The sequence below is a fragment of the Maribacter aquimaris genome, from assembly GCF_014596745.1.
Classification (GTDB): Bacteria; Bacteroidota; Bacteroidia; order Flavobacteriales; family Flavobacteriaceae; genus Maribacter_A; species Maribacter_A aquimaris.
This window is the reverse complement of sequence record NZ_JABTCF010000002.1, coordinates 16,554-40,901: the sequence shown is the minus strand read 5'-3', so window position 1 is coordinate 40,901 and position 24,348 is coordinate 16,554. Positions and strand designations below refer to the sequence as shown.

General features: G+C 39.4%; 21 protein-coding genes. 9 read left to right on the top strand and 12 right to left on the bottom strand.

Annotated elements, in window-relative coordinates:
- The first annotated feature begins 142 nt into the window (after nt 1-142).
- Nucleotides 143-1,471 carry a M16 family metallopeptidase gene (locus tag HPE56_RS04290; RefSeq protein ID WP_188242551.1) on the top strand — a complete coding sequence of 443 codons (1,329 nt, stop codon included), beginning with the start codon at nt 143-145 and terminating at the stop codon, nt 1,469-1,471.
- A gap of 6 nt (nt 1,472-1,477) precedes the next feature.
- Nucleotides 1,478-2,914 (top strand): M16 family metallopeptidase, encoded by a 1,437-nt coding sequence (locus HPE56_RS04285; protein ID WP_188242550.1) that lies wholly within the window; start codon nt 1,478-1,480, stop codon nt 2,912-2,914.
- Between the two features lie 90 nt (nt 2,915-3,004).
- On the opposite strand, the gene HPE56_RS04280 is transcribed toward HPE56_RS04285, so the two are convergent.
- Nucleotides 3,005-3,886 (bottom strand): DMT family transporter, encoded by an 882-nt coding sequence (locus tag HPE56_RS04280; RefSeq protein WP_188242549.1) that lies wholly within the window; start codon nt 3,884-3,886, stop codon nt 3,005-3,007.
- Between the two features lie 548 nt (nt 3,887-4,434).
- On the opposite strand from HPE56_RS04280, the gene HPE56_RS04275 reads away from it, so the two are divergent.
- Complete coding sequence (locus HPE56_RS04275; protein ID WP_188242548.1) at nt 4,435-4,866, top strand: hypothetical protein; 432 nt, start codon at nt 4,435-4,437, stop codon at nt 4,864-4,866.
- A 61-nt stretch (nt 4,867-4,927) separates the two neighbouring features.
- Here the strand turns inward: HPE56_RS04275 and gldD are convergent, their stop codons facing one another.
- The 4 genes from gldD to mutY are packed head-to-tail and all read right to left on the bottom strand — an operon-like array spanning nt 4,928 to nt 8,375.
- Nucleotides 4,928-5,482 (bottom strand): gliding motility lipoprotein GldD, encoded by a 555-nt coding sequence (gldD, locus tag HPE56_RS04270; protein ID WP_188242547.1) that lies wholly within the window; start codon nt 5,480-5,482, stop codon nt 4,928-4,930.
- Nucleotides 5,472-6,800, bottom strand: a complete 1,329-nt coding sequence (locus HPE56_RS04265) for a gliding motility-associated protein GldE (RefSeq protein ID WP_223170186.1) — start codon at nt 6,798-6,800, stop codon at nt 5,472-5,474. The genes gldD and HPE56_RS04265 overlap by 11 nt, the downstream gene beginning before the upstream one ends.
- 26 nt (nt 6,801-6,826) lie before the next feature.
- Nucleotides 6,827-7,312, bottom strand: a complete 486-nt coding sequence (locus tag HPE56_RS04260; RefSeq protein ID WP_188242545.1) for a single-stranded DNA-binding protein — start codon at nt 7,310-7,312, stop codon at nt 6,827-6,829.
- Between the two features lie 25 nt (nt 7,313-7,337).
- Nucleotides 7,338-8,375, bottom strand: a complete 1,038-nt coding sequence (gene mutY, locus HPE56_RS04255; RefSeq protein ID WP_188242544.1) for an A/G-specific adenine glycosylase — start codon at nt 8,373-8,375, stop codon at nt 7,338-7,340.
- 126 nt (nt 8,376-8,501) lie between these two features.
- Here mutY and HPE56_RS04250 point away from each other — a divergent pair, with 126 nt between their 5' ends.
- The 3 genes from HPE56_RS04250 to HPE56_RS04240 all read left to right on the top strand — a co-directional run bounded on the left by HPE56_RS04250 (nt 8,502) and on the right by HPE56_RS04240 (nt 11,354).
- On the top strand, nt 8,502-8,792 hold the full coding sequence (locus HPE56_RS04250; protein ID WP_013306152.1) for an HU family DNA-binding protein: 291 nt from the start codon (nt 8,502-8,504) through the stop codon (nt 8,790-8,792).
- 268 nt (nt 8,793-9,060) lie between these two features.
- A complete protein-coding gene (locus HPE56_RS04245; protein ID WP_188242543.1) occupies nt 9,061-10,608 on the top strand; it encodes an Rne/Rng family ribonuclease in 1,548 nt (515 codons plus the stop codon).
- Nucleotides 10,609-10,877: 269 nt separating this feature from the next.
- Nucleotides 10,878-11,354: a regulatory protein RecX gene (locus HPE56_RS04240; RefSeq protein ID WP_188242542.1), complete on the top strand. Its 477-nt coding sequence runs from the start codon at nt 10,878-10,880 to the stop codon at nt 11,352-11,354.
- A gap of 181 nt (nt 11,355-11,535) precedes the next feature.
- Here HPE56_RS04240 and HPE56_RS04235 read toward each other — a convergent pair whose 3' ends face one another.
- Complete coding sequence (locus HPE56_RS04235; RefSeq protein WP_188242541.1) at nt 11,536-12,393, bottom strand: cupin-like domain-containing protein; 858 nt, start codon at nt 12,391-12,393, stop codon at nt 11,536-11,538.
- A 111-nt stretch (nt 12,394-12,504) separates the two neighbouring features.
- Nucleotides 12,505-14,340, bottom strand: coding sequence for a TonB-dependent receptor plug domain-containing protein (locus HPE56_RS04230; RefSeq protein WP_188242540.1), 1,836 nt, complete (start codon nt 14,338-14,340; stop codon nt 12,505-12,507).
- Nucleotides 14,341-14,437: 97 nt separating this feature from the next.
- Between HPE56_RS04230 and HPE56_RS04225 the strand changes: the two genes are divergently transcribed.
- Nucleotides 14,438-15,934: an aminotransferase-like domain-containing protein gene (locus HPE56_RS04225; protein ID WP_188242539.1), complete on the top strand. Its 1,497-nt coding sequence runs from the start codon at nt 14,438-14,440 to the stop codon at nt 15,932-15,934.
- A gap of 241 nt (nt 15,935-16,175) precedes the next feature.
- Here HPE56_RS04225 and HPE56_RS04220 read toward each other — a convergent pair whose 3' ends face one another.
- From HPE56_RS04220 to HPE56_RS04210, 3 genes are read right to left on the bottom strand one after another with little or no spacing between them, the layout of a single operon-like run.
- Nucleotides 16,176-17,618, bottom strand: coding sequence for a flotillin family protein (locus tag HPE56_RS04220; protein ID WP_188242538.1), 1,443 nt, complete (start codon nt 17,616-17,618; stop codon nt 16,176-16,178).
- 5 nt (nt 17,619-17,623) lie between these two features.
- Nucleotides 17,624-18,202: a hypothetical protein gene (locus HPE56_RS04215; RefSeq protein ID WP_188242537.1), complete on the bottom strand. Its 579-nt coding sequence runs from the start codon at nt 18,200-18,202 to the stop codon at nt 17,624-17,626.
- A 60-nt stretch (nt 18,203-18,262) separates the two neighbouring features.
- The gene (locus HPE56_RS04210) at nt 18,263-18,472 is read right to left on the bottom strand and encodes a hypothetical protein (protein ID WP_188242536.1); all 210 of its coding nucleotides are present in this window, start codon (nt 18,470-18,472) and stop codon (nt 18,263-18,265) included.
- A 288-nt stretch (nt 18,473-18,760) separates the two neighbouring features.
- Here HPE56_RS04210 and HPE56_RS04205 point away from each other — a divergent pair, with 288 nt between their 5' ends.
- A complete protein-coding gene (locus HPE56_RS04205) occupies nt 18,761-20,251 on the top strand; it encodes an ArnT family glycosyltransferase (protein ID WP_188242535.1) in 1,491 nt (496 codons plus the stop codon).
- Here HPE56_RS04205 and bioD read toward each other — a convergent pair.
- Together bioD and HPE56_RS04195 are read right to left on the bottom strand one after the other, a co-directional pair.
- Entirely contained in the window at nt 20,240-20,857 is a 618-nt protein-coding gene (gene bioD / locus HPE56_RS04200) for a dethiobiotin synthase (RefSeq protein WP_188242534.1), read from the bottom strand. The two genes, HPE56_RS04205 and bioD, sit on opposite strands and share 12 nt — an antisense overlap.
- A complete protein-coding gene (locus HPE56_RS04195; protein ID WP_188242533.1) occupies nt 20,850-21,242 on the bottom strand; it encodes a putative signal transducing protein in 393 nt (130 codons plus the stop codon). Before HPE56_RS04195 ends, bioD begins: the two co-directional genes overlap by 8 nt.
- A 543-nt stretch (nt 21,243-21,785) precedes the next feature.
- Between HPE56_RS04195 and HPE56_RS04190 the strand changes: the two genes are divergently transcribed.
- Complete coding sequence (locus HPE56_RS04190) at nt 21,786-24,239, top strand: TonB-dependent receptor (RefSeq protein WP_188242532.1); 2,454 nt, start codon at nt 21,786-21,788, stop codon at nt 24,237-24,239.
- Nucleotides 24,240-24,348 lie beyond the last annotated feature (109 nt).

Genomic DNA, 24,348 nt, shown 5'->3' with positions numbered 1-24,348 from the left:
CCCTTAAAATAAGCATTATATATTCAATTCGGCTTAAAATCTTGTTAAAGACCAAGGAACAATCGGATGCTTATCCTTAAAAATATATATTAGCATATCCAATAATAAAAGCACATTGTCCAATAGATTAACCCATAATCCTATGAGAATAAAAACATCGCTGACCCTAGGTGTGTTGGCCCTATTCTTTTTGCCAACCCTCTCTGCCCAAGAGGTTTCTTTCGAAGAATATGACCTTGACAACGGTCTTCACGTAATTTTACACCAAGACAATAACGCCCCTGTGGTAACCACATCGGTCATGTACCATGTAGGTGCCAAGGATGAAAATCCCGAAAAAACAGGTTTCGCCCATTTTTTCGAACATTTATTGTTCGAAGGCACGAAAAACATAAAACGTGGGGAATGGTTTAAGATCGTGTCCTCGAACGGAGGCCAGAACAATGCAAATACCACCCAGGACCGCACCTATTATTATGAGGTATTCCCCTCGAACAATGTAGAGTTGGGACTATGGTTGGAATCGGAACGAATGATGCACCCCATAATCAACCAAATTGGGGTAGACACCCAAAGTGAGGTGGTTCAGGAAGAACGAAGGATGCGTTATGACAATTCACCTTATGGAAGATGGCGCGAACAAATGTTCATACACCTTTTCAAAAAACATCCTTATCGCTGGCAGACCATTGGTTCCTTGGAGCATTTGGCCAATGCCTCCTTAGATGATTTTAAAGCGTTCAACAAAACTTATTATGTACCCAACAATGCCGTATTGGTCGTCGCGGGGGACATTTCCTTGGACAAGACCAAAAAAATGGTACAGGATTATTTTGGACCCATCCCAAAAGGGAAGGACATTCAGCGCCAAACATTCGTAGAAGACCCCATTACCACCCCGATAAAGGCCGAATACCGCGACCCGAACATACAGATACCCGCCATTTTCCTTGGCTACAGAACTCCCGCACAAACCAATAGGGACGCCTATGTATTGGACATGATCTCTACGTATTTAAGTGATGGCAAAAGCTCCAAACTTTACAAAAAATTGGTTGATGAAGAGAAAAAAGCCCTTCAGGTCTTTGCTTTCAATGGTTCACAGGAAGATTACGGAGCATATGTTGTTGGTGCACTCCCCGTAGGGGAAACCTCTTTGGAAGACCTTCAAAGCGATATCGACGAGGAAATCGGGAAGTTGCAATCCGAATTGATATCCGAAAAGGATTATCAAAAACTTCAGAATAAATTTGAGAATATGTTCGTAAACTCAAATAGCAGTATTTCGGGCATAGCGAATTCATTGGCAAGATATTATGTGCTATACGACAACACCGGCTTGATCAATAATGAAATCGAAATTTACCGATCGATCACAAGGGAGGAAATATTGGAAGTATCCAACAAGTACCTTAAACCAAATCAACGTGTAGCGTTGGAATATTTACCCCTAGAAGCAACAGAAAACTAAAAAACAATGAAAAAGTTATATATAACCTTGATCCTCGGTTTTATCGCCTTTAATTTACAGGCCCAGATTGATAGAAGTAAGATGCCCGAACCTGGCCCTGCCCCAGAAATCAATTTGAATGAACCACTACATTACGAACTCAAAAACGGACTTAAGGTCTTAGTGGTCGAAAATCACAAATTACCACGGGTATCCATGCAATTGCTCATAGACAACCCACCAACACTTGAAGGTGAAAAAGCTGGGGTTTCGGCCCTCACCGCCAGTCTTTTAGGCAACGGATCCCAGTCCATCCCAAAGGATGATTTTAATGAGGAGGTGGATTTTCTGGGTGCACGTATCAATTTTGGCTCCCAAAGTGCCTATGCGAGTTCATTATCAAAATATTTCCCAAGGATCTTCGAACTTATGGCAGATGCTGCCATTAACCCTAATTTTACCGAGGAAGAATTTGAAAAGGAAAAACAGAAATTACTCACTTCCATAAAATCGATGGAAAAGGATGTTTCCGCGATTTCCAACCGAGTGGCCGATGCCTTGGCCTATGGTACCAGCCACCCTTACGGGGAATATGTTACCGAAGAAACGGTAAAGAACGTAACCTTGCCCGATGTGGTCCAATATTATGAAGATTATTTTGTGCCCGCCAATGCCTATTTGGTCATTGTTGGGGATGTTCAATTCGACCAGGCAAAAACCTTGGTGGAGGATTATTTTACCCCTTGGACAAAAGCCACCCCACCTTCCTTATCCTACTCTAAACCCTCCAATGTACAATATACCCAAATCAACTTTGTCGATGTTCCCAATGCCGTACAATCCGAGGTCATCGTTGAAAGTTTGGCCGACCTCCAAATGAAGAACGATGACTTTTTAGCCGCCCTTCTGGCCAATAAGATCCTTGGTGGTGGCGCCCAGGCCCGTCTATTTTTAAATTTAAGGGAAGACAAGGCGTATACCTATGGAGCTTATTCGAGCATCGGGAATGATAAATATGCCCCTTCACCCTTCGTTGCTAGCGCCCAAGTACGGAATATGGTAACCGATAGTGCCGTGGTTGAAATTTTAAAGGAGATTGACAACATCGTGAAACACCCCGTCACTGATGAGGAATTAAAAGATGCGAAGGCCAAATACGTAGGGAGTTTTGTGCTGGCCTTGGAAAAGCCGGAAACCATTGCCCGATATGCCTTGAATATTGAAACCGAAGGACTGCCAAAAGATTATTACAGAACATATTTGGAACGCCTGAATGCCGTTACCAAGGAAGATGTGCAAAAAGCCGCCCAAAAGTACATGGGCATCAATAATGCCCGTGTAGTGGTCACAGGAAAAGGAAGTGAGGTTATTGAAAACTTGGAAAAAATTACCTTCAATGGTGAAAAGGTCCCTGTAAAATATTTTGATAAATTCGCCAAGAACACTGAAAAACCTAAATTTTGAGATTGTCATCGTTTAAGACCCAATGACTTTTTTTACAAGAAAAACCCAAATCCTGATGGGTGCAAGAAATCGAACAAGGACCGTTATTTTTTATGACGGTCTTTTTTTTCGGTTTACCAAATACACTCCAAAAAGTATGATCACACCACCCATCAATTGATACACATTGATAGACTCCCCATCCCAAACACCCCAAAGTACCGCTACGATAGGAATCACATAGGTGACCGAGGCCGCAAAAACCGGACTTGACAAATGAATCAATTTATTAAAATAGATATTGGCCACCGCCGTGCCCAATACGGCCAAAATCAATAAAAACCACATCGATCGTTGCATTTCCACATTACTACCAATGCTTCCAAAAAAACCCGTGTAATGGACTATGGCCAAAGCAGGGACAAATGCTACCGCAAAACTTCCCGTAGTTACGGCCAATGGACTCAAATGGGCCAAATGTTTTTTTATGATATTTATATTCAAGGCATAACCCAAAGCTGATAGTATGATGTAAATTGAATACCAATAATTTTGATCCTGACTAAACTCCATTCCTGTGACTATCAATACCAAAGTGCCCAAAAGTCCAATGGCCACCCCTAAAATCTGTTTTTTGGTAACAAGCACACCAAACAGTACAATCCCAACAATCGTAGTCAATAAAGGAACCACAGAATTAAAGATCGATGTAACCCCACTATCGAGTTGGGTTTGTGCCAAGGCGAACAGAAATGGCGGAAAGAACGAACTCAATAAGCCGGCGAAAACTATCCATTTCCAATCCCTCAAAGTCAATCTCCATACACTGCGATACCCAAAAACAAAAAGGAAAGACGAAGCTAGAACAATACGCAACCCTCCCAACTGTATGGCAGTAAGGCCAATCAACGCCTTTTTAATCAATATAAAGGAGGAACCCCATACCAATGAAAGAATGATGAGATAGATCCATTTTCTGACTGTTTCGTTCACCGATTCAATTTATACAAAAGTGAAACTTTAGATCCAATTAGAACGTGCTTCTTATATAATTTTAATCCTATAAAAGATTCCCCTTCAGGTAAATAAAAAAATATACCTGCTTGAAAATGGCATTGCTACCCCGGATGTTTACGCCCAAAGCCTATGAGGCAATGATTGGTGCATTTCTATTTTCTTTGGATACTGCAGACAGTGTATTACCAGGGACCTCATATGCTTACTAATTAATATGGCTGCCCTGTTTTTTTTGGGCTTTGGATTGTTAATCATTCGATCTGGATTCGGGTTATCTTCCCAAACATCAAAAAAAATGGATTCGATGCAATATCAGATACGATTTGTCATAAAAACAAATAGGTATTATGTATTTTTGAAAAAGGAAGATAATCGATATGAAGGGGATCAACCCTATTCGGAAACGGAAGTAGTACCATAACGTTGATCCCTGCCGAAGGGAACACCGATGATATTCCGGAAACAAGCCCAAACATCAGAATAAAGAACCATAATTAAATTTATAAAAATCAAAAAATAATAAAATGAAAAAGTTTTTAAGCCTTATAGCCGTAGTATTCCTTATTTCGAACATCTCGTGCAAAGATGAAAAAAAGGTTGACGAAAATGCCTCTGAAAACCAGATGGCAAAGGTCATGGCCATTCACGATGAGGTAATGCCCAAAATGAGCGTAATGGGTAAAATGGTCGGTGAATTGAGCAGCAAGGAAGATAGTACTGAATTGGGGCTACAATACAAAAATGCCAGAAAGGGCTTGCAAGACGCCCATAAAGCCATGATGGACTGGATGCAAGGCTTTGGTAACCGATTTGATTCCGATGAGATTTTAAACGGAAAGGCACTTACAGCGCAAAAACAAAGTTGGTTGGATGAGGAGGAAGCAAAGATAAAAGCCCTTCGCGAACAGATCAATACCAGCATCGCCAATGCCGAAAAACTACTCGGCTCGGAATAAAGGCATAAAATTATAGTGGTTTGTTATCCCTTATAAAAATAGGGACAAGTTCCTAATGGGCTTATTTCCAACGAACACTCTCCATGAATTTCTTTATATCGTTCTGCAAATAAGTAGCTGCGGGATATATGGAATCATAATTGGGCTTAACATAGAAATAAAGGGAACCGGTCACAAAATGATCGGTACTGTCGGTAACATAAAATTGGGCTTGTGAAGCGGCATTCCCGACAACCTCAAAGAACATTCCGTATACCCGATCCTTTTCATTCACAAAGGGATGTGGCAAAATACCATCAGCTTTAGCGGAGTGTTCTATCGATAATTTTTGGGCATCCATCAATAATTTATCAATATCCCCATGAACATCCTTATAGGTAACAAATAGGGAGCCTTTCAAGCTAGGATAATCCAAGGTCATTGAATTGGCATCCTTTTGCCTGAAAATGCTAGTTTGGTTCTTTAGAAATTTAAAATGATCCGTTTCAATGGGTCCATAATCCGATTTAGGGTATTCCAAACGCAATTTGGCCTTAGGCTTGGGAATCACCTCATCTTGGCAACCCATAACAATACCAGTAAAAAACAATAAAAAAAGGACACGCTTAATTCTCATGTGGCAAGATCACTTTAATTTGTTTCAATCTTTTCTTATCCAGACTTTCTACAATGAATTCGTAATTCTTAAATTCTATCTTATCGCCTTTTTTGGGAAAGCTTCCGGCAATCTCCAATACAAAACCGGCAATGGTCTCGGATTCCCCTTTTTGTTCCTCAAAATCGCCATCGTCATCCATCTTCACCACCCTATAAAAATCCTTTAAGGCCGTCTTTCCGTCAAAGACATAATTAAAATCATCCAATTTCGAATATACTAAATCCTCATCATCAAATTCGTCACTGATATCACCTACAATCTCCTCAATAATATCCTCAAGGGTAACAATACCCGAAGTACCCCCATATTCATCGACCACCACGGCCAAATGGTTTTTCTTTTCCTGGAACTCCAACAAAAGATCATCCAGCTTCTTGTTTTCCGGTACAAAATAGGGTTCCCGGATCAAGGAAATCCAATTAAAGGACTTTCGGTCTATAAAGGGTAAAAGGTCTTTTACGTAAAGTACACCCAAGACATTGTCCATGTTTTCCGAGAATACGGGAATTCTGGAGTAACCCTGTTGTTTTATCTCATTGAGCACATCGGGAAATTTCATATCCTCACTTAAAGCGAACAAATCGATGCGTGGGCGCATCACCTGCTTGGTATCGGTATTACCAAAGGAAACAATACCCTCCAATAATTTTTGCTCTTCCTTTGTGGTATCCCCTTCAGAGGTCAATTCCAAAGCTTGGGACAAATGATCTACGCTAAGACTCGATTTATGTGTTCCCAATTTTTTGTTGAGGTATATCGTACTTGAGCGCATTGGCAGGCTCAAGGGGGAAAAAAGGAAATCGAGTACTTTAAGCGGATACGCCATAAAATGGGAAAAACTCACCCTATTCCTATTGGCATAGACCTTTGGTAAAATCTCGCCAAACATCAGAATCAAAAAAGTTGCCACAACAACCTCCAAAAGAAAACGAACTGAAATAAAATTGAACAGAAAATAATTGATGTTTGAGAACAAGGTGTCCCCAATCAAGTTAAAAATAAGTACTATCCCGATGTTAATGGCATTGTTGGCAATTAAAATGGTCGCCAATAATTTTTTCGGACGTTCGAGTAATTTCACAACAATATTGCCCTTGGCCGTCTTGTCATGTTCTATGGCGTTAATGTCTGTTGGGGACAAACCGAAAAAGGCCACCTCAGCACCCGAGATAAGGGCTGAACAAAACAATAATATGATTAGCATGGTAACATTGAGTACAAAAGCACCCTCCATAGCTAAAGAATTCAGGGAAAAACTAAGGGGTTCTGGGTCCAACAGTCAAATTTTAATTTTTATAGGGTCTAAAAAGGCAAATCATCATCGGGTTCAACTGATGGTGTAGGTTCAGCAGGCCTTGTCGGTTCGTTCTGTTGTACCGGTTGTGCTGGTTTCGATGATTGGGTGGTTTGCGCTGGTTGACCGGTTGCCTGTGCATTGGCCATACTTTCCTTTTTGGTACTTAAGAAAGTGAAATCCTGCACATGCACTTCAGTGGTATAGCGCGTATTGCCATCCTCACCTTGCCATTGCCTATTCTTTAAGCGCCCCTCGACATATATCTTATCCCCTTTACTAAGGTATTTTTCACAAATTTCGGCAGCCTTGTTGCGCACAACAATGTTATGCCAATCGGTGTTGGTCACACGTTCACCTGTTTGCTTATTGGTATAGGACTCATTGGTTGCAATAGGAAACCTCCCTATACTACCACCACCCTCAAAATAGTGCATTTTCACTTCATCACCCAAATGCCCGATGAGCATTACTTTATTCAATGTTCCACTCATAATTTTCGTCTAATGTCCAAAAGTACTAAATTTTAAATGTTTTAATAAAATCAGCTATCAAAACCGGTACCGGATATGCCTCCAAAGTTCCGAAATCAATTCCATTCCCCATATAGGAATCTGTTTTTACGATCCAAAATTTAGTATATAAATGCTGATGTGATAATTTATGTACAATATCATCATTATTAAATTGATGGATTTCCGGGGCGTCCTCAATGTTAATTACCTCGGTATACCTATGTTCCATTTCGGCCAAATTGATATTCCCTTTGGTTTCCAACACGGGGAACTCCCAAAGATTCTGCCAAATCCCCCTCCCTTTGCGCTGTTGCAACAAGGTCCTATTTTCCGAATCGATAACGACCAAATAATTAAAATATCTTTTTCTGACCTTTGTCTTATTTTGTTTTACCGGAAGTTCGTCAACCCGTTTCTTTTGAAGCGCCACACAACCCTGATTTAGTGGACAACCTTGGCAATCGGGATTTTTTGGAACACATTGTATGGCGCCAAATTCCATTATGGCCTGATTGTAGTCCCGTATTTGCCCAACATCCATGACCTCCCTTGCCAATTGCTTAAAATAACGAATACCTTCAGAACTGTTAATCGGCGTTCCGATACCAAAATACCGGGAAAGCACCCTATATACATTACCATCGACCACAGGCTCAGGAATATTAAAACAGATGGAGGCAATGGCACTGGCCGTATAATCACCGACTCCCTTTAAACTAAGTAGCCCTTTATAAGTGTCAGGGAATACCCCTCCATATTCATTGACCACCATTTTTGAAGTTGTATGAAGGTTCCTCGCCCTGGAATAATATCCTAACCCCTGCCATAATTTCAACACCTGATCCTCCGAGGCACATGCCAAATCATCAACAGTCGGGAACCGTTTTATGAACTTTAAATAATAGGGCAATCCCTGAGCCACCCTCGTCTGCTGAAGGATGATCTCTGAAAGCCAGATCTTATAGGGATCCGTACTTTGACGCCATGGTAATGATCGTTTATTTTGAGCATACCAAAGAAGAATTTTATGGGAAAAAATCATGCACGTTTATACTATATGATAAAAGTAGCTGTTTATAGACTTAAAATTAGTTGATTAGGGCAAAAGAATGAATTAAATTTATATATTTGCAAGCCGAAAAAATACACAGATAATATAATACACAAAATGACGAAAGCGGAAATTGTATCGAAAATCTCAGACAAACTGGGAATTGAAAAAGGAGATGTGCAGGCAACGGTCGAATCCTTTATGGAGGAAGTTAAGACTTCTTTGGAAAGTGGCGATAATGTATACCTAAGAGGATTTGGTAGTTTTATCATTAAGACCAGAGCAGAAAAAACTGGAAGAAACATTTCAAAAAACACTACTATAAAAATACCGGCACACAATATTCCGGCATTTAAACCGGCTAAGGTTTTTGTAGAGGGTGTCAAAAGTAACGTACAAGTAAAATAATATAATAATCTTTAAATAAGAACTTTATGCCGAGTGGTAAGAAAAGAAAGAGACATAAGGTAGCTACCCATAAGCGCAAGAAGCGTAGAAGAGCTAACCGACACAAGAAAAAGTAGTTGTAACCAACTACTTTTTCGTTTAATACGTTCATTGACATAGAAATTCGAAATCGAATTTCGACGGGTTTATACAACCTGTAATTACTATTGTTTAATCTATTTGTTCATACGCCAATTTGGCTGTGGTGAACAGATATAAATAAAATCAGGTGAATAGAGAATTAATCGTAAGATCTAGTTCCAACGCCGTCGATTTTGCCTTACTAAAAGAAGGAAAACTCACTGAATTACACAAAGAGGAAGACAATAACGATTTTTCTGTTGGCGATATATTTTTGGCCAAAGTTAGAAAACCCGTTACCGGTCTTAATGCTGCCTTTGTAAATGTAGGTTATGAGAAAGATGCTTTTCTGCATTATCATGATCTAGGGCCGCAATTATCCACGATGTTAAAATTCATAAAACAAGTGAGCACCGGAAAGCTCAAGGATTATTCCTTGAAGGACTTTCCGTTGGAAAAAGATATTGATAAGCATGGCACCATCAATGATGTCATAAAATCGAATCAATCCTTATTAGTACAGATTGTTAAGGAACCCATTTCCACCAAAGGGCCAAGAATAAGTTCTGAGCTATCACTAGCCGGACGTTATTTGGTCATGGTGCCTTTTTCCGAACGCGTATCGGTCTCTCAAAAGATCGCCAGCAAGGAGGAAAAGGATAGGTTAAAAAGGCTTGTAACAAGCATTAAACCTAAAGGATTTGGTGTCATTATCCGAACAGTCGCCGAAGGCAAAAAAGTCGCCGAGCTGGACAAAGATTTAGAAAACTTGCTGAACAAATGGTCAGCAATGTGTAAAAAATTGTATAAAGCACCCACCCCATCAAAAGTATTGGTAGAGCTCAATAGGGCCTCCAGTATACTAAGGGACGTATTCAACGATTCCTTTACTGGAATACATGTTGATAACGAAACGCTTTATAACCAGGTCAGGGATTATGTACAGGAAATTGCACCGGGTAAGGAATCCATTGTAAAACTCTACAACTCTCCTGTTCCATTATTTGAAAAATATGGAATAGAAAGACAGATCAAAACTTCTTTCGGCCGTACGGCCACAATGAGCAAAGGGGCCTATTTGATCATAGAGCACACCGAAGCTTTACATGTTATTGATGTAAACAGTGGCAACCGATCCAACAAAGCGAAAAATCAAGAAGATACTGCTTTGGAGGTGAATATGCTGGCAGCTTCAGAAATTGCAAGACAATTACGCCTGCGTGATATGGGAGGAATTATCGTTATCGATTTTATCGATATGGTAAAAGCGCCCCATAGAAAAAAACTTTTTGACCATCTTCGTGATGAAATGAAAGATGACCGCGCAAAGCACAAAATCTTGCCGCCCAGTAAATTTGGCCTTGTACAGATTACCAGACAACGGGTACGACCCGAAATGAATATTAAGACAACAGAAGTAGACCCCAATCGTGCGGGTCTGGAAGTAGAAGCTCCGATTGTTTTAATAGACAAAATTAACGTAGACCTAGAAAAACTTTTGAAAGGCCCTAAAAAGGACAGTAAGATCACTTTGAACATACACCCTTTTATTGCGGCTTACCTTACCAAGGGTTTTCCATCAATCCGTTCAAAATGGTTTTTGGAACATAAGAAATGGATTAAGATCCAACCTAGGGATGCCTACACGTATCTCGAATACCGTTTTAAAGACAAGGACGGCAAAACAATATATTAGTGAAACCCTGTTTTCCAAATGGAAAATAGTAGGTCTAACTAACCCTGAAGCTTAATTTTCAGGGTCTTTCAAATTCCTAAATAGAGAGATATCCAATATAAAGCGACTTCGGAAACGGAGTCGCTTTTTTTGTTCGCACCAACTTCAAAGTTTAATCCAATCTTTCTTAACTTAATACCAAATAACCTTATTTTGTCCTTGCCATTTAAATTATCCTATTTGACCTTGGTATGATCCATTTTCAATCTTATAAAACTTAAATTCGCACCTTGTTCCAAAAATCAAAGTCATATACATTATCGGAAGCGACCAAAAAACTGGAACGCTATTGTGCCTATCAGGAACGTTGCCACAAGGATGTGACGACAAAACTGAAGGAAATGCGTATGATTCCAGAGGCGATAGACCAAATAATAACCCATTTGATCCAAGAAAATTATTTGAACGAGGAACGTTTTGCCCAAAGTTTTGCACGTGGTAAATTCAACATAAAAAAATGGGGAAGAAATAGGATTGTAAATGAGTTGAAACAACGACATATAACAAGCTATAATATCAAATCCGCCTTAAAGGAAATCGATGATAGCCGCTACCTGGAAACCTTTGATGCCCTTGCCAAAAAAAGACTGGATTCCCTAAAGGACACCGATATTCAAAAACGAAGGAGAAAACTTGCCGATTACCTGCTCTACCGTGGTTGGGAAAGCCATTTGGTCTATGCCAAAATACAAGAACTCATTAAATGATGTAAGTTCATTTCACGCTATATGTCCGGTCGAGCGAAGTGGAGACCTTTTCATTTATAATTTCTGACTTGGCGTCTCTGCCTAAAGTAATTGATAACTATTTTTCAGATTAGTAACAACTGGGAATTTAGAATATAAAATGCAGCCTGATAAAAGTCAGAATTCCCGATCAGGGAAAGCACTATAGCTTATTGGTTCTTTCGATAGCCTGTTCGTTTTTCCAATCTATCCATTTTTGACCCTGGAATTTTCGCATCAACCCGTCGTAATTACGCATTACAATGACATTGTAAAAAGCGGAAAAAAGATTTTTTGGACTCCTGGCAATTGAACGCAAGCTCATGGAAAACCCAGGTGTCACATACCGCATATAGTGCCAATAACCCTCGGGAATATATAAGACCTCCCCGTGGTTTAAATGGGTCTTATACCCTTCGGCTTTCTTTAAGGCAGGCCATTGATCAAAATCAGGATTGGCAAAATCGATACTCTCATGGGTAATCAATGAATGTGGTACTTTGTATAAATGATCACTCTCGGATTGCGGAAACAGGATACACTCCTTCTCTCCCTCAAAATGGAAATGGAAAATATTGGCCAGGTCAATATCAAAATGCATAAAAGTATATGAATCACGACCTCCAAAGAAAAGCATGGGCAAGGTTTTCATTAATCGCAGTCCAAAATCAGGATAAGTAAAATCCTTTTGTAATTCGGGTACCTCCTTTAAGATGTTCCAAAGAAAAATGCGGTATTTGGTAGGCTCTTTTTGAAGTAGGTCGATATAATCGGACATCTTCATCCTAGCGTGGGGTTCGTTAAACCCATCCTCGTGTTGTACGGGACGGTCATCGTACAAGGGAACCTCCTTGTCCCCTGCAACCTTACGCATATATTCCAAATCCCATTTGGAATAGGCAGGCCAATCCTCAATGAACCGTTCGATTACAACAGGTTTTTGAGGCTTAAAATATGTATTTAAAAAAGTCTCCTTGGTAATGGTCTTTACCCTAGGTATTTCGTTTAAGTTCAAGTTCAATTGGGTTGAATTATCCAACAAATGTATGAAATCTCCTAAAATAGGTCTTTAAAAGCCATTGTAGGCACTACATCTTTATAATAATCTACAGAAGTATCCAAATGATGATTGTTATTTAAAACTATAACGCAAACCAAATAGCACATTACTTGGTGGCATTGGTGTAAAGCCAGACTCAATATATTCAGCATCAAAAATATTGTTTGCCGTCATTGATAATTCAACTTGTTTTAATTTTAGTACAATAGAGGCATCCCACACGTTGTACGTTTGTCCTGTGGTACGTTCAGCGTATTTGTAAACAATATTCTGGCTTACATTTTTGAATAATTTAGTACTCAATCGGGTCGTAAAATGATGTTTCAATGTGTTCAGGGAATACCGCGACAATTCTTCGTTTTGGTCTAAAATATTATCATCCAAAAAAGCATAGCCGATTGCTAAGGTTTGATTGAAGGTATTCAGCTTAAAATTATAAGAAGCATCAATTTCCAATCCTTTAGTATTAACTTCAGCGATGTTGGTTGCGGTAAAATTTTCTTCATCTATATTTTGCCTGATATAATCAATAAGATTTTCCGCGTCCCTATTAAAAACTGAAATACTTGCCCCAATTTTTGGACTCACATATTTAATTCCCAATTCTTGTGCAAAGGCTTCTTCGGGTTCCAAATCCGGATTCCCTACACTTCCGCCTCCGTTATAATATAAATCGGTATAGGTAGGTATTCTGTACGTAAAACCAATGTTTCCATACCCTTTTAGGTTGTTGGTAATGTCAAATCCAATATCCAAACCAGGAAAGGCATTGAATTTAAAATCCGAAAAATACGTCATGGCAACTCCTGGAGTAATATCTAAACGATTGTCAGCAAATTGAAATCTATGTTCTAAAAACAAGGTGGTCATAAAACGATTACGCTGACCCAAATTATTGCTTCGCAAATACACTTTGGACATATCGATTCCAAATCCTGTAATACCTAATTCAGAGGTGTACGCTGCATTAGCTTCGGCGCCGATTTTATCTGAAATATGAAAATTTCTGAAAGAGTTGGGGTCATCCCGTTGCAGTAGAAACATATCTTGATTCCGTTTCCAATACACACGCGGTTTAATTTTTAATTTTTCAGACTTAAAAGTGGTTGTAAATGCCATTAAGCTATTTTGGGTTTCTTCATATTCATTAAACCCCCAACTACTTGGTGTGTAAAAATTTTCAGCGCCGAATTTTCGTTCAAAGAACGTTGCAATCATCTCAATAGGTTGGTCTTTTTTATTGAATATGCTTTTTAGAAAAAAGTTGGAATTGTCATAATCCGAATTATTTCTATACCCTTCCGAAGTCATTTTTCCAGCATGGAAAATATGTGTTGAATTTTCCAATTCAGACCCTACGGTCACAGAACCATTAAGCTGACCAAAAGAACCAGCTTCAAGATTTGCAGAAACGGAATTTTTTAAATTGCTTTTAGTGACAATATTAATGGCACCTGTAAAAGCGTTCTGCCCAAAAACCCGAGCTGCTGGACCTTTTATAACTTCTATGCGCTCAATAACCTCCAGCGGTAAAGAAGCATTCATGGTATGGTGACCTGTTTGTGCATCGTCCATTTTAATACCATCAATCAATAAGAGTGTTTGATCAAAACCACCACCTCTGATAAATAAATCAGCCTGACTTCCTCCAGTACCACGTCTTCTAATGTCTACACCGGCAACTTGCTGTAATAAATCCGCCATGGTACCGGCAGAACTGTTTTTAATATCAGCTGCTGTAATAATATTTATGGTCCTGGAATTTTCTTTGAAGGGTAAATCAATCCGGGTTGAAGTAACTACAACCTCACTTAAGGAATCGACTTTTATGATAGGTTCTTCTTGTTGGGCATGTAATTGAAATGCACTAATTAGTAAAAATGCAAAAAGTAAGACTTTCTTTTTCATCTAGTTGGATTTTGTAATGGCTGTCATTGCTTCAATTAATTTTATTCTGCAAAAGTCGTAACTTTCCGGACGATTAACCTAGTCCAGTTTTAAAACAATGAATAGTCCGGTTAGTGATATATTAAAACAACTTGTCACATTCGACAAAACGATTGTGCAACCTGTTTATATACAAGTGGCACAACAAATTATAAATGCGATACAGCGTGGCTATTTAGACAAAGGCAGTAAATTACCAGGAACACGTGTTTTAAGTCAGTTTTTAAACATCCATCGCAATACAGCCGTTGCCATTTACGAAGAATTGGCTTCACAAGGTTGGGTAGATATAATAGCCAATAGAGGGACTTTCGTTTTGGTGCCGGAGGAATCCACTGTAAAAATCAAGGCAACAGCCCAGCATATCCATCAGGCTTATACGTATCCGAAAGTGGTTGGTTTTCCTTTTCAACAGTCATTTCATTTGGCTTCAACAGTACAAGAAACGACTGCTAAATATTCTATTAACGATGGTAAGCCCGATTTGCGTTTACATCCAGTACATCAATTTTCCAGATGGTATAGTGCTGCCATGAAACGAAAACCATTAATTAATAAATGGAATAAGACAAGTGCGTTGATTCCTTCGGTTTTTAGCACACAACTTTGTAATTATTTAAACGCAACACGAGGATTTCACATAAAACCAAATAATCTAGTAAATACGCGTAGCACGGAAATGAGTCTGTATATAGTCTCACAATTATTAATTAAACAGGATGATTTGGTGTTGGTTGGACAGTTGAGCAATTATGCTGCCAATATGATTTTTCAACAAGCAGGCGCAACGATTAGAACGATTCCTGTAGATAGTGAAGGTTTAAATATAGAGTATATAAAAAAGCATTTTGTTAAAGGAAGTATACGCTGTGTGTATGTTTGTGCCAATAGGGATTATCCTACAACCATAACGTTGAGCGCAAAACGGCGATTACAATTATTGCAATTAGCAAAAACACATGGATTTGCCATTATAGAAGATGATTACGATTACGATTTTCAGTTGGAAGGTTCTGCAATGTTACCTATGGCCAGTGCAGATGCCAACGGAATGGTTATTTATTTGGGCAAGTTGGGACAGTCGTTATTTCCAAGTTTTCACACGGGCTTTGTAGTGGCACCGGAAAACTTAATTTCCGAAGCTAAAAATTACTTGCAATTACTGGATAAACAAGGCGATTTAATACAAGAACAAATGCTTTCTGAACTTATTTCCGAAGGCGAAATATATAGACTTAAGAAAAAAAACATAGTCACTTACAAACAGCGTCGCGATAGTTTGTGCCATTTTTTAAACTATTATCTTAAAGGTGTCATCACTTGGGAAATACCCTTAGGAGGTTTGGCAATATGGCTGCAATTTGTAGAAACCATATCATTGGTGAAACTTGCTGAGGAAGCTGAAAAATTAGATTTATTCCTACCAAAAACCATTTTATATCAAGATAAACATACCTGTGCTATTCGTTTTGGTTTTGGGCATTTAAATGAAGAAGAACTGGAAATCGTAATTAAGAAGTTGAAAAGTGCCTATAATAAGGTCATTGATCTTTAATAGGAAATTCAGTTTTGCAATCTTCTCATTTGTATGGATAATGTGTGCTAAAAGCGGAATGTAAAGAAAGTGGAACTTAGTAGTTTAGAATAAAAAAGAGTTATTCAATTTTTCCAGATGCCATTTCCCTGACATTTTCCATAGTACTGGTTTTTTTTAGCGAATACCTTTATTCAACAAAAAAACCTAGTTGCTTTTCACAGCAACCAGGTTTATTTCTACTTAAAGGACAATCCTTTAACTATTCTTCCGAATCGTCTTTTAACCCTTCTTTTTTGTTAGATTCATCCTCTTCTGCCATGGCCGTATCAACAATATCTTTTCCTTTTAGATATTCAGGTAATTGCATTCCTGCCATATTGAACATTTCCTGCAATGGTGGTACAGATTTATACATTCCAGAAATAAAATTGGCAGTGGAACCTTTTCCATCGGCTGTCTTAGCCCCTGAATCCCATACCGTGACTTTATCTATTTTTATGTTCTTGATGGCCTCTGCTTGGGTTCTAACGAGCTCAGGAAGTTTATCAGCCACCAATAACAGTACCGCATCTTTAGGACTATCCCCTGCTGCTTTTACAATCTGCTCTAAACCAGCAGCTTGTTTGGTTAGTACTTCATACATACCTTTTGCCTCAGCCTGCGCCTTAAAAAGTATGGCATCTGCCTCCCCTTTTGCTATTCTACGGGTTTTTTCCGCATCGGCTTCTGCATCGATCTCCACTTTCTTCTTATCTATTTCCGCAGGGACCACAATATCCGCCATTTGGGAACTACGCTCCCTTTCCGCCCTGGCAATCTCCGCATCCTTTTCAGCAGCATACGATTCTTCCAATGCTTTCGCTGCCTGGACTTTTTCCGCAGCGATTGCGGTACGTTCGGCCTCGGCCTCACGTTGTCTTCTTAGGGAGTCGGAATTCGCTACATTGATCTTGGCAATGTTTTCCCCTTCTACCGCTTTGGCGTTTGCCGCAGCAACTTGTGTCCGTTCATCCTGTACGGCATTGGCCTCACCAATAGAACCATCCCTGGTTTTCTCTGCTACTGATTTTCTTGCCGCGTTAATGGCATGGGCCGCAGCTTCCTTACCCAAAGCCTCTATATAACCAGACTCATCAACAATATCGGTAATATTCACGTTGATCAGCTTTAGACCTACTTTCTTCAATTCGGATTCTACACTCTGGGAGATATTGGTCAAGAATTTATCCCTATCCGAGTTGATTTCCTCAATATCCATAGAAGCGACTACCAAACGTAACTGGCCGAAAATGATTTCCTGGGCTAAGTCCTGTATTTCATTTTGACCAAGACCCAAAAGTCGTTCTGCCGCATTTTGCATAATACCCGGTTCAGTAGAAACCCCAATGGTGAATCGCGAAGGCACATTCACACGGATATTCTGCTTACTTAAGGCATTGACCAAATTAACTTCTATTGAAATAGGGGTCAAATCCAAAAATTGGTAATCTTGGACCACAGGCCAGATGAATGCAGCACCACCATGGATACATTTTGCAGAATTCCCACCACCAACTTTACCATAGACTACAAGAATACGATCCGATGGACAGCGCTTATACCTACGTATAAAAGAAATAATGATGATGAAAAAGAAAAGAATTGCAAAACCAATGGCCAGCAATGAGGCGCCAGCGCCCAGTTGTAATGGTAATAAGAACATTTTGGTTATTTATTTAAGAGTTGAACAATCAGTATTCCGTTTTCGGTGACCTCCGTAACCTTTACCACATCTCCTTGGTGCAAGTCTTTATCTTCCTCGGTAAGCGCCTCAAGTTCACGTAACGTCCCTTGCACACTTATACTTACCTTACCTATGGTAGACCTATTGGCCCCTATGGTCAAATATACCTCCCCGATTTGGTCAAGGGCATTTTTAAGTTTTAAGGTTCCACTACTTTGCAATTTGCTCAAATAGTAGAACAGCGAAGCCATGGCCAACATCATCAACAAACCGCATACAACGGAAATCAAAATGGTCGTTGCCTTGGAATACCCACTTTCCAAACATGAGACACCTACCCATCCGAAAATGGTAAAAAATCCCATTAAATTCTTAAAGGATAAAAACTGGAAATCAATACCTGTATCCGATTCTATATCGGTATCGACATCTCCTCCCAAATCATCAACATCGCCCCCTATAAAGGTCATAGCCAGTAGGATCAATAAAACAATCGATGATGCTATAGCGACAATCCAATAGATTTTTTCAAACGAAGTCAATGCGGCAAACCATTGTTCCATAATCTTGATTTTAGGTTGGTATAAGAAAGATACTCAATTTAATAAGAATAATCCTATTCATTAAACGGAAAGTAAAACCGATATTGCATTTCCTCCAAAACCAACGGCATTCACCATTACTGGTCTAATTTTCCCCGGTTTTTTATCTTGCATACCAAATGGAATATCAATAAATCCATTATGTCGTAACATGAGCAAGGTAAATTCCAAACCCAACATTCCCGAAGCACCAAAAGTACGGCCCACTTTCCACTTATCTGTAGTAAGCAACGGTAATTTGTTCTAGAATATTATATCAATTGTCTTTTTTTCCAAACAATCCCCACGAACGGCTCCCGGTGCATACACAATAACAATATCTACCGGATTGCTCTATAGCGCCTAATGTCTTATAGCCTCCCTCGAAGCGAAGAATGCATATAGCACAGTAACATAGGCAGCACTAAGATTTTCAATTTCATCGGAACAAAAAAATAATTCAAATTTATTCAGTCCTTTTGAAAATCATTTGGTATTATATTTATCTTGCAAAGAGGGAAATCAATCCCAAGAAAATACATGTCCAACACCCTTATAAATTCGATTGTAAAGAACGGTACCAACCTAAAGGATAGAACGGTTTTTCTAATTGTCTTCTGTATCTCGCTCTTTATTCGCCTCCCATTTTTCTTTAGGGATTATATTGATCGCGATGAAAGCACCTTTATACTTATGGGGCAATCCTGGGTAGAGGGGCATTTGCCCTATACCGAACTTTGGGATTTAAAACCTCCGATCACTTTCCTTGTTTTCGCAGCCGTTATTTATGTTTTCGGCAAAAGTTTTATCGCCATTCGCTTACTTGGGGTGCTACTGGTTACCAGCGCTGCTTTTTTTACCTATAAAATAGGTCAGGAGGCCCATTCCAAAAAAATAGGTCTTTGGGCTGCCATTGCAACGGTAGCATTGCTTTCTATGTTTGGCAGTCTACAGGGCGTAATGTCAGAACATATTTGTATGGCCTTTTTTATGCCTGGATTATACCTTTTGATAAAGTATAAAAAATGGGGTACTACATTTCTTTCGGGATTACTTATGGGCATTGCAGTGATGTCTAAAATGAATATTGCCTATGCCATATTGTTCCTCGGAATCTTTGTCTTTTATTACCATTACAGAAACCGGAATTGGGTCAAAGGAATAGGCCACTCCTCTTTATATTATATGGGCATACTGCTGATCATTGCATTGACATTACTACCTTATTATTTACAAGGAATTAAAGATTTATGGGTGTCATCGGTATTTAAGGCCCCAATGGCATATATTGATGCACGTAGATACTCCGTTCTTAAACTAGCACCCACTTTTGTAATCTTGGCCGGCTTTTTCTTTTATACATGGAAAAAGAAACTACTCAATTTTAAATTGGCACCCATACAATTCTTACTTGTGGCAATTTTAGGTGTATTGTTCGCTTTTTATAAAGGGGGTAGAATCAACGGCCACTATCTGATACAATTGCATCCCATGTTATTGTTATTGGTGATCATTGCGCTAAGCAATTTGCAATATTTCAAAAAGTTCAAATGGAAGCCTTATTTCCTATTTATACTCTTATTGATTCCGATGGAAACCTATCTGGAGTATTTCAATATTGCACAAAATAAGTACGAGCGGGATACTTTTTACAATGGAGAGGGCTTTTCGGTTCCCAAATACATCCAAGAAAACCATCTAGACACCAAAAATATATTGTTTCTGGGATATCATATAGGATATTGGGTCCTGGATGCCAAACCACCGACTAAAGCGGCCACCCACCCCAGTAATATTTGTCGTGATGAATTATTTGCGTTCCATGATAATCCAAGGGCCCTTTCGATGGATGAATTACGGTACATTATGGAAACCCTTCAGCCCAAAACCATAGTTACGAGAAAAAATCGACGTGTCTTCGATAAAAAGGAAGAAGCCGAAAATAGTTATATTGACGCCTATTTAGTAAAACATTATAAAGTAGTTGCTACGGTGGAAAAAGCAGAAATTTTGCAGCGCTTAGAGCGATAGCAATGCCGGGCGTAATTGGTCGGCATATTTTTTAATAACCGCTTGATCAAACGTCTTTTCCTCGCTGATCCTACCCAACGATTGTACCCCTGTCTTTTTAAGTATGATGCTTTCCGTTGTAGGATTCTCATCACCACTAAAAATCAATGACACATCATATCCTTTAAGAAGTAGCCAATTCACAGTCAATAGGGTATGGTTAATGCTTCCCAAATAATGTCGGGAGACCACGATGACCTTGTAATTGGGCAATATCATATCTAGCACCGTATCGTTGTCGTTCATCGGCACTAACAACCCGCCAGTCCCTTCAATCACCAAATGGTTTTCGGTCCCTGGTTCATAAATTCCGTTGACATCAATAGTGATGCCATCGATTTCTGCCGAAGCATGTGGACTCATGGGGGTATTGAGCTCATAATCAGAAGGATGTATCTTCGATGTACTATTGGAAATCAATCGGGCCACCTTATGACTATCGGTATTTTCCAAATCCCCTGCATGTACCGGTTTCCAATAATCGGCTTCCAATGCCTCAGCTATAATGGCCGAAACCATTGTTTTACCCACTTCCGTTGAAATTCCTGTGACAAAGATCCTATACATGCTTATCTGGTTTAGTAATGATACCACAATTTAAGCATTTGTATTTTTTTTCCTCAAAAAAAGGAAATAGTTTATAAAAAATAGTCTTGCGTTCAAAATAAGCCTCTGATTTTTGGGCCTTGCAATTGGGACAAACAATAGGATTACCATTATCATCAATCGCATAGGCGCGTATCTCATTATAAATTTCCAGGGCCCTTTCCTTATCCTTGGCATATACCTGCAATTTAACCCCGCCTATGGCATGACTGATCAAAGGGTCCGAATTCAAAGTATTTTCATCCTTCAAAAAAACAGGAATACCTTCAGACTCCAACTTTCCCTTAAGAATCTGCACGTCAGCAACGAATTCAAAAGAAGCCAGTATAAAAAACTTTTCCTCCATAGGGTTAAAGGTACTTTTTCAAAAATTATAAAACCATTTTTATTTCTTTCTGTGTATTGTAATTATGAGGGCAAAACGTAAACGCTCCTCATCCGTAGGCAAGGTAGCGGAAAGTATGGGCTGCACCGACACCCCATGACTTTACCGTAAGTAACGAAAAAGCTGCAAAAAACCAACGTTCTTTACTGACCCATACTTCGGTCGGATTCGAACTTATAAATACACATACCTAAGATGGCAGGAATGAAAAATGATTAGGCTTGGGACGCTTTGACTTTTACCCAACAATTCCAAATCATTTTAACTCACTTCGAATGTCACAATTATTCTTCCCAAAAATAATCACACAAAAATGAAAACCCCCCAAGTATCGGGTAATTAACCACTTACCATATACATTAATAAGACTTTAACTACACCATAAATGCTATTTAATTTACCCCCTTAACCAATATATATGTTAAAAAAATAAGTGCAATTCATCGAAAATATTTTAATCAAATGTTAATTTTAACGTATTTTAACATTTTCAAGTGAATTCTTTTGAACAAATTTCTACTACTATTCCTTATGTGTGGTGCACTAGGTTTCTCCCAGAGTATAAACTTTGACCAATTGGGTAAAGAAAAATGGTTAAGGTATAATGGTGGTGTTGCAGCCAATGCCGTTTTTTATGATGGCACGGCAAACAGACAAGACCTTACCTATTACCTTACGGGAAACCTGAATTTCAATATTGCCGGGGTTTACAACATTCCTTTATCGTTCACCTATTCCAATCAAAACTTCGATTTTCCGAGTCCCTTTAAATTCAATAGGTTGAGCTTACATCCATCCTACAAATGGGCAACAGCGCATTTGGGCGATGTAAGCATGACTTTTTCTCCCTATACCCTAAGCGGACACCAATTTACCGGTGCCGGATTTGAATTGGCCCCCGAGGGCAAATTCAGCATAAGTGGCATGTACGGTCGGTTTTTAAGGGCAACGGAATACAATGAGGAAGAGCCGCGTGCCATAACCTCTTATAAACGAATGGGGTATGGCGTTAAGGCCAGTTACGATTTTGATTTTGCCAAATTCGGTGTTATTCTCTTTAAAGCTTCCGACGAAGAAGAATCATTGGAAAACCCCTTCCCTATAGAGTTAGGGCTTTCGCCCAAGGACAATGCCGTACTTTCTTTCGAATCCCAGTTCAAGCTATTCGAAAAAGCCCAATTGAGGGTAGAATATGCTATTTCAGGAGTAACCGAAGACACCAGGCTTACCGAAGCGAGAACAGATAACGGATTGCTTTCATTCCTGTTGGATGAGAATATCAGCACCGAGTATTACAATGCCCTGAATGTTTCTTTTGATTACCCTGCCGGAAACGGTACCCTCGGTGTAGGCTACGAACGCATCGATCCCGACTACAAGACCTTGGGCGCCTATTACTTTAACAACGACCTGGAGAACATAACGGTAAACGCGAATCAGACCCTGTTTAACAATGCGCTGAATATCAGTGTAAATGCCGGACTTCAACAAGACAACCTCAATAATGCCAAAACTTCGGACCAACAGCGTATCGTAAGTTCCGTAAACCTTAATTATACGGCTTCGGAACGATTGGGACTTAATGGTTCCTATTCCAACTTCCAATCCTACACCAATATCCGGGATCAATTTGATTACATTAACCAAGTAGGTGAATTTGATAATGTGGATACCCTGAATTATCGCCAAATATCCCAAAATGCCAATTTAGGCATCAACTATATCCTTAAAAAGACGGAAACCAAACAACACAGCACCAACCTCAACCTCGTTTACCAAAACAGTAACAACCAGCAGGAGGGTGAAACCATAGAAGGTGGAAAAAACTCGTTTTATAATGGGGTTGCGGCCTATACCTTAGGCTATCCCGAACAGGCCTTGAGTATATCCCTGGCAGCAAATGCTTCCTACAATACAGTTGCCGAGGACAACAATTTAACCCTGGGTCCAACCTTGGCCATTGGCAAACAGTTTTTCGACAAACAGTTGCGCACCAATTTATCCAGCTCATACAACACTTCCTACGCCAATGGGGAGCAACAGAATAACGTTTATAATTTTAGATTGGGGGGTAATTACCTTTGGTTACAAAAACACAATTTCAGTCTAAACTTTTTGGCGTTATTTAGAAATTCCACATTGAATACCGGTAGGGACCTCACGATTACCTTCGGATACAGTTATGCTTTTGACAATTTTAAACTGAACCTTAGAAACGGCAATCGAACCCCCAACGAACGTGATCCTAGGAATCGCATGGGCACCTTGAGTTTCCGGTATCGCAATATATCATATAGCGGAACCATTCCAGAACTGAACGAGCAATTGACCAATGTGTTCCAAAGCTCACAGTTCGCTGCCATTCCCCCATTCAAAAAAGATAACCTTGCCCTACTTTTAGCCATCACCAAAGAGCAGAAAAAAGAAGCGGACTATAAGGAAAACGCATTGGCGTTTTTAAAGGAACTCTACGCCTATGATGACTTTTTGGACACCTACAACAATGCCCTTTTCAGTGTGATAAAAAGAGTGAAGTACGATATGCGCAAAATAGATATGGTGCTCGAAAACAGCTTTGTAGAAACGAAAGTAAAGGTGGACAAACACCCTTTAAAAACGAATCCTGATAAAAAAGACGTTAGGGAGGAAGAATGGACCACCTATAAAGAGCTCGTTGCAGAACAGGAAGAACGATTACAGAAGTTGGTGGGACATCGTTGGATGGAACAACGGTTCAGAAATTTCAATACCCTTGAAGATATTGAAAACCCAAGTGGGTATTTAAAACAGTTTGTGGAACAAACCAATGCGGAAGCTTTCGAAAAGTTTGAGACGAATGGGGATTTGGATGCGTTGGAATACTATCTGGAAACAAGGATCATAGATTTCTATTATCAAAAATCCTTGGGAATCGTGAACCCTGATAATTTTCAATTGAAATATATCAATAAGAATTAAAGCAGTGGGCAGTGGGCAGTAGGCAGTAGGCAGTAGACAGTAGACAGTAGACAGTAGACAGTAGGCAGTAGGTAGTAGGTAGTAGGTAGTAGGTAGTAGGTAGTTAAGA

Excerpts from the sequence above, each read along its gene's own strand:
- HPE56_RS04290 (WP_188242551.1), top strand. The coding sequence starts at position 143 with ATGAGAATAAAAACATCGCTGACCCTAGGTGTGTTGGCCCTATTCTTT.
- HPE56_RS04285 (WP_188242550.1), top strand. The coding sequence starts at position 1,478 with ATGAAAAAGTTATATATAACCTTGATCCTCGGTTTTATCGCCTTTAAT.
- HPE56_RS04275 (WP_188242548.1), top strand. The coding sequence starts at position 4,435 with ATGAAAAAGTTTTTAAGCCTTATAGCCGTAGTATTCCTTATTTCGAAC.
- gldD (WP_188242547.1), bottom strand. The coding sequence starts at position 5,482 with ATGAGAATTAAGCGTGTCCTTTTTTTATTGTTTTTTACTGGTATTGTT.
- HPE56_RS04260 (WP_188242545.1), bottom strand. The coding sequence starts at position 7,312 with ATGAGTGGAACATTGAATAAAGTAATGCTCATCGGGCATTTGGGTGAT.
- mutY (WP_188242544.1), bottom strand. The coding sequence starts at position 8,375 with ATGATTTTTTCCCATAAAATTCTTCTTTGGTATGCTCAAAATAAACGA.
- HPE56_RS04250 (WP_013306152.1), top strand. The coding sequence starts at position 8,502 with ATGACGAAAGCGGAAATTGTATCGAAAATCTCAGACAAACTGGGAATT.
- HPE56_RS04230 (WP_188242540.1), bottom strand. The coding sequence starts at position 14,340 with ATGAAAAAGAAAGTCTTACTTTTTGCATTTTTACTAATTAGTGCATTT.
- HPE56_RS04225 (WP_188242539.1), top strand. The coding sequence starts at position 14,438 with ATGAATAGTCCGGTTAGTGATATATTAAAACAACTTGTCACATTCGAC.
- HPE56_RS04220 (WP_188242538.1), bottom strand. The coding sequence starts at position 17,618 with ATGTTCTTATTACCATTACAACTGGGCGCTGGCGCCTCATTGCTGGCC.
- HPE56_RS04215 (WP_188242537.1), bottom strand. The coding sequence starts at position 18,202 with ATGGAACAATGGTTTGCCGCATTGACTTCGTTTGAAAAAATCTATTGG.
- HPE56_RS04205 (WP_188242535.1), top strand. The coding sequence starts at position 18,761 with ATGTCCAACACCCTTATAAATTCGATTGTAAAGAACGGTACCAACCTA.
- bioD (WP_188242534.1), bottom strand. The coding sequence starts at position 20,857 with ATGTATAGGATCTTTGTCACAGGAATTTCAACGGAAGTGGGTAAAACA.
- HPE56_RS04195 (WP_188242533.1), bottom strand. The coding sequence starts at position 21,242 with ATGGAGGAAAAGTTTTTTATACTGGCTTCTTTTGAATTCGTTGCTGAC.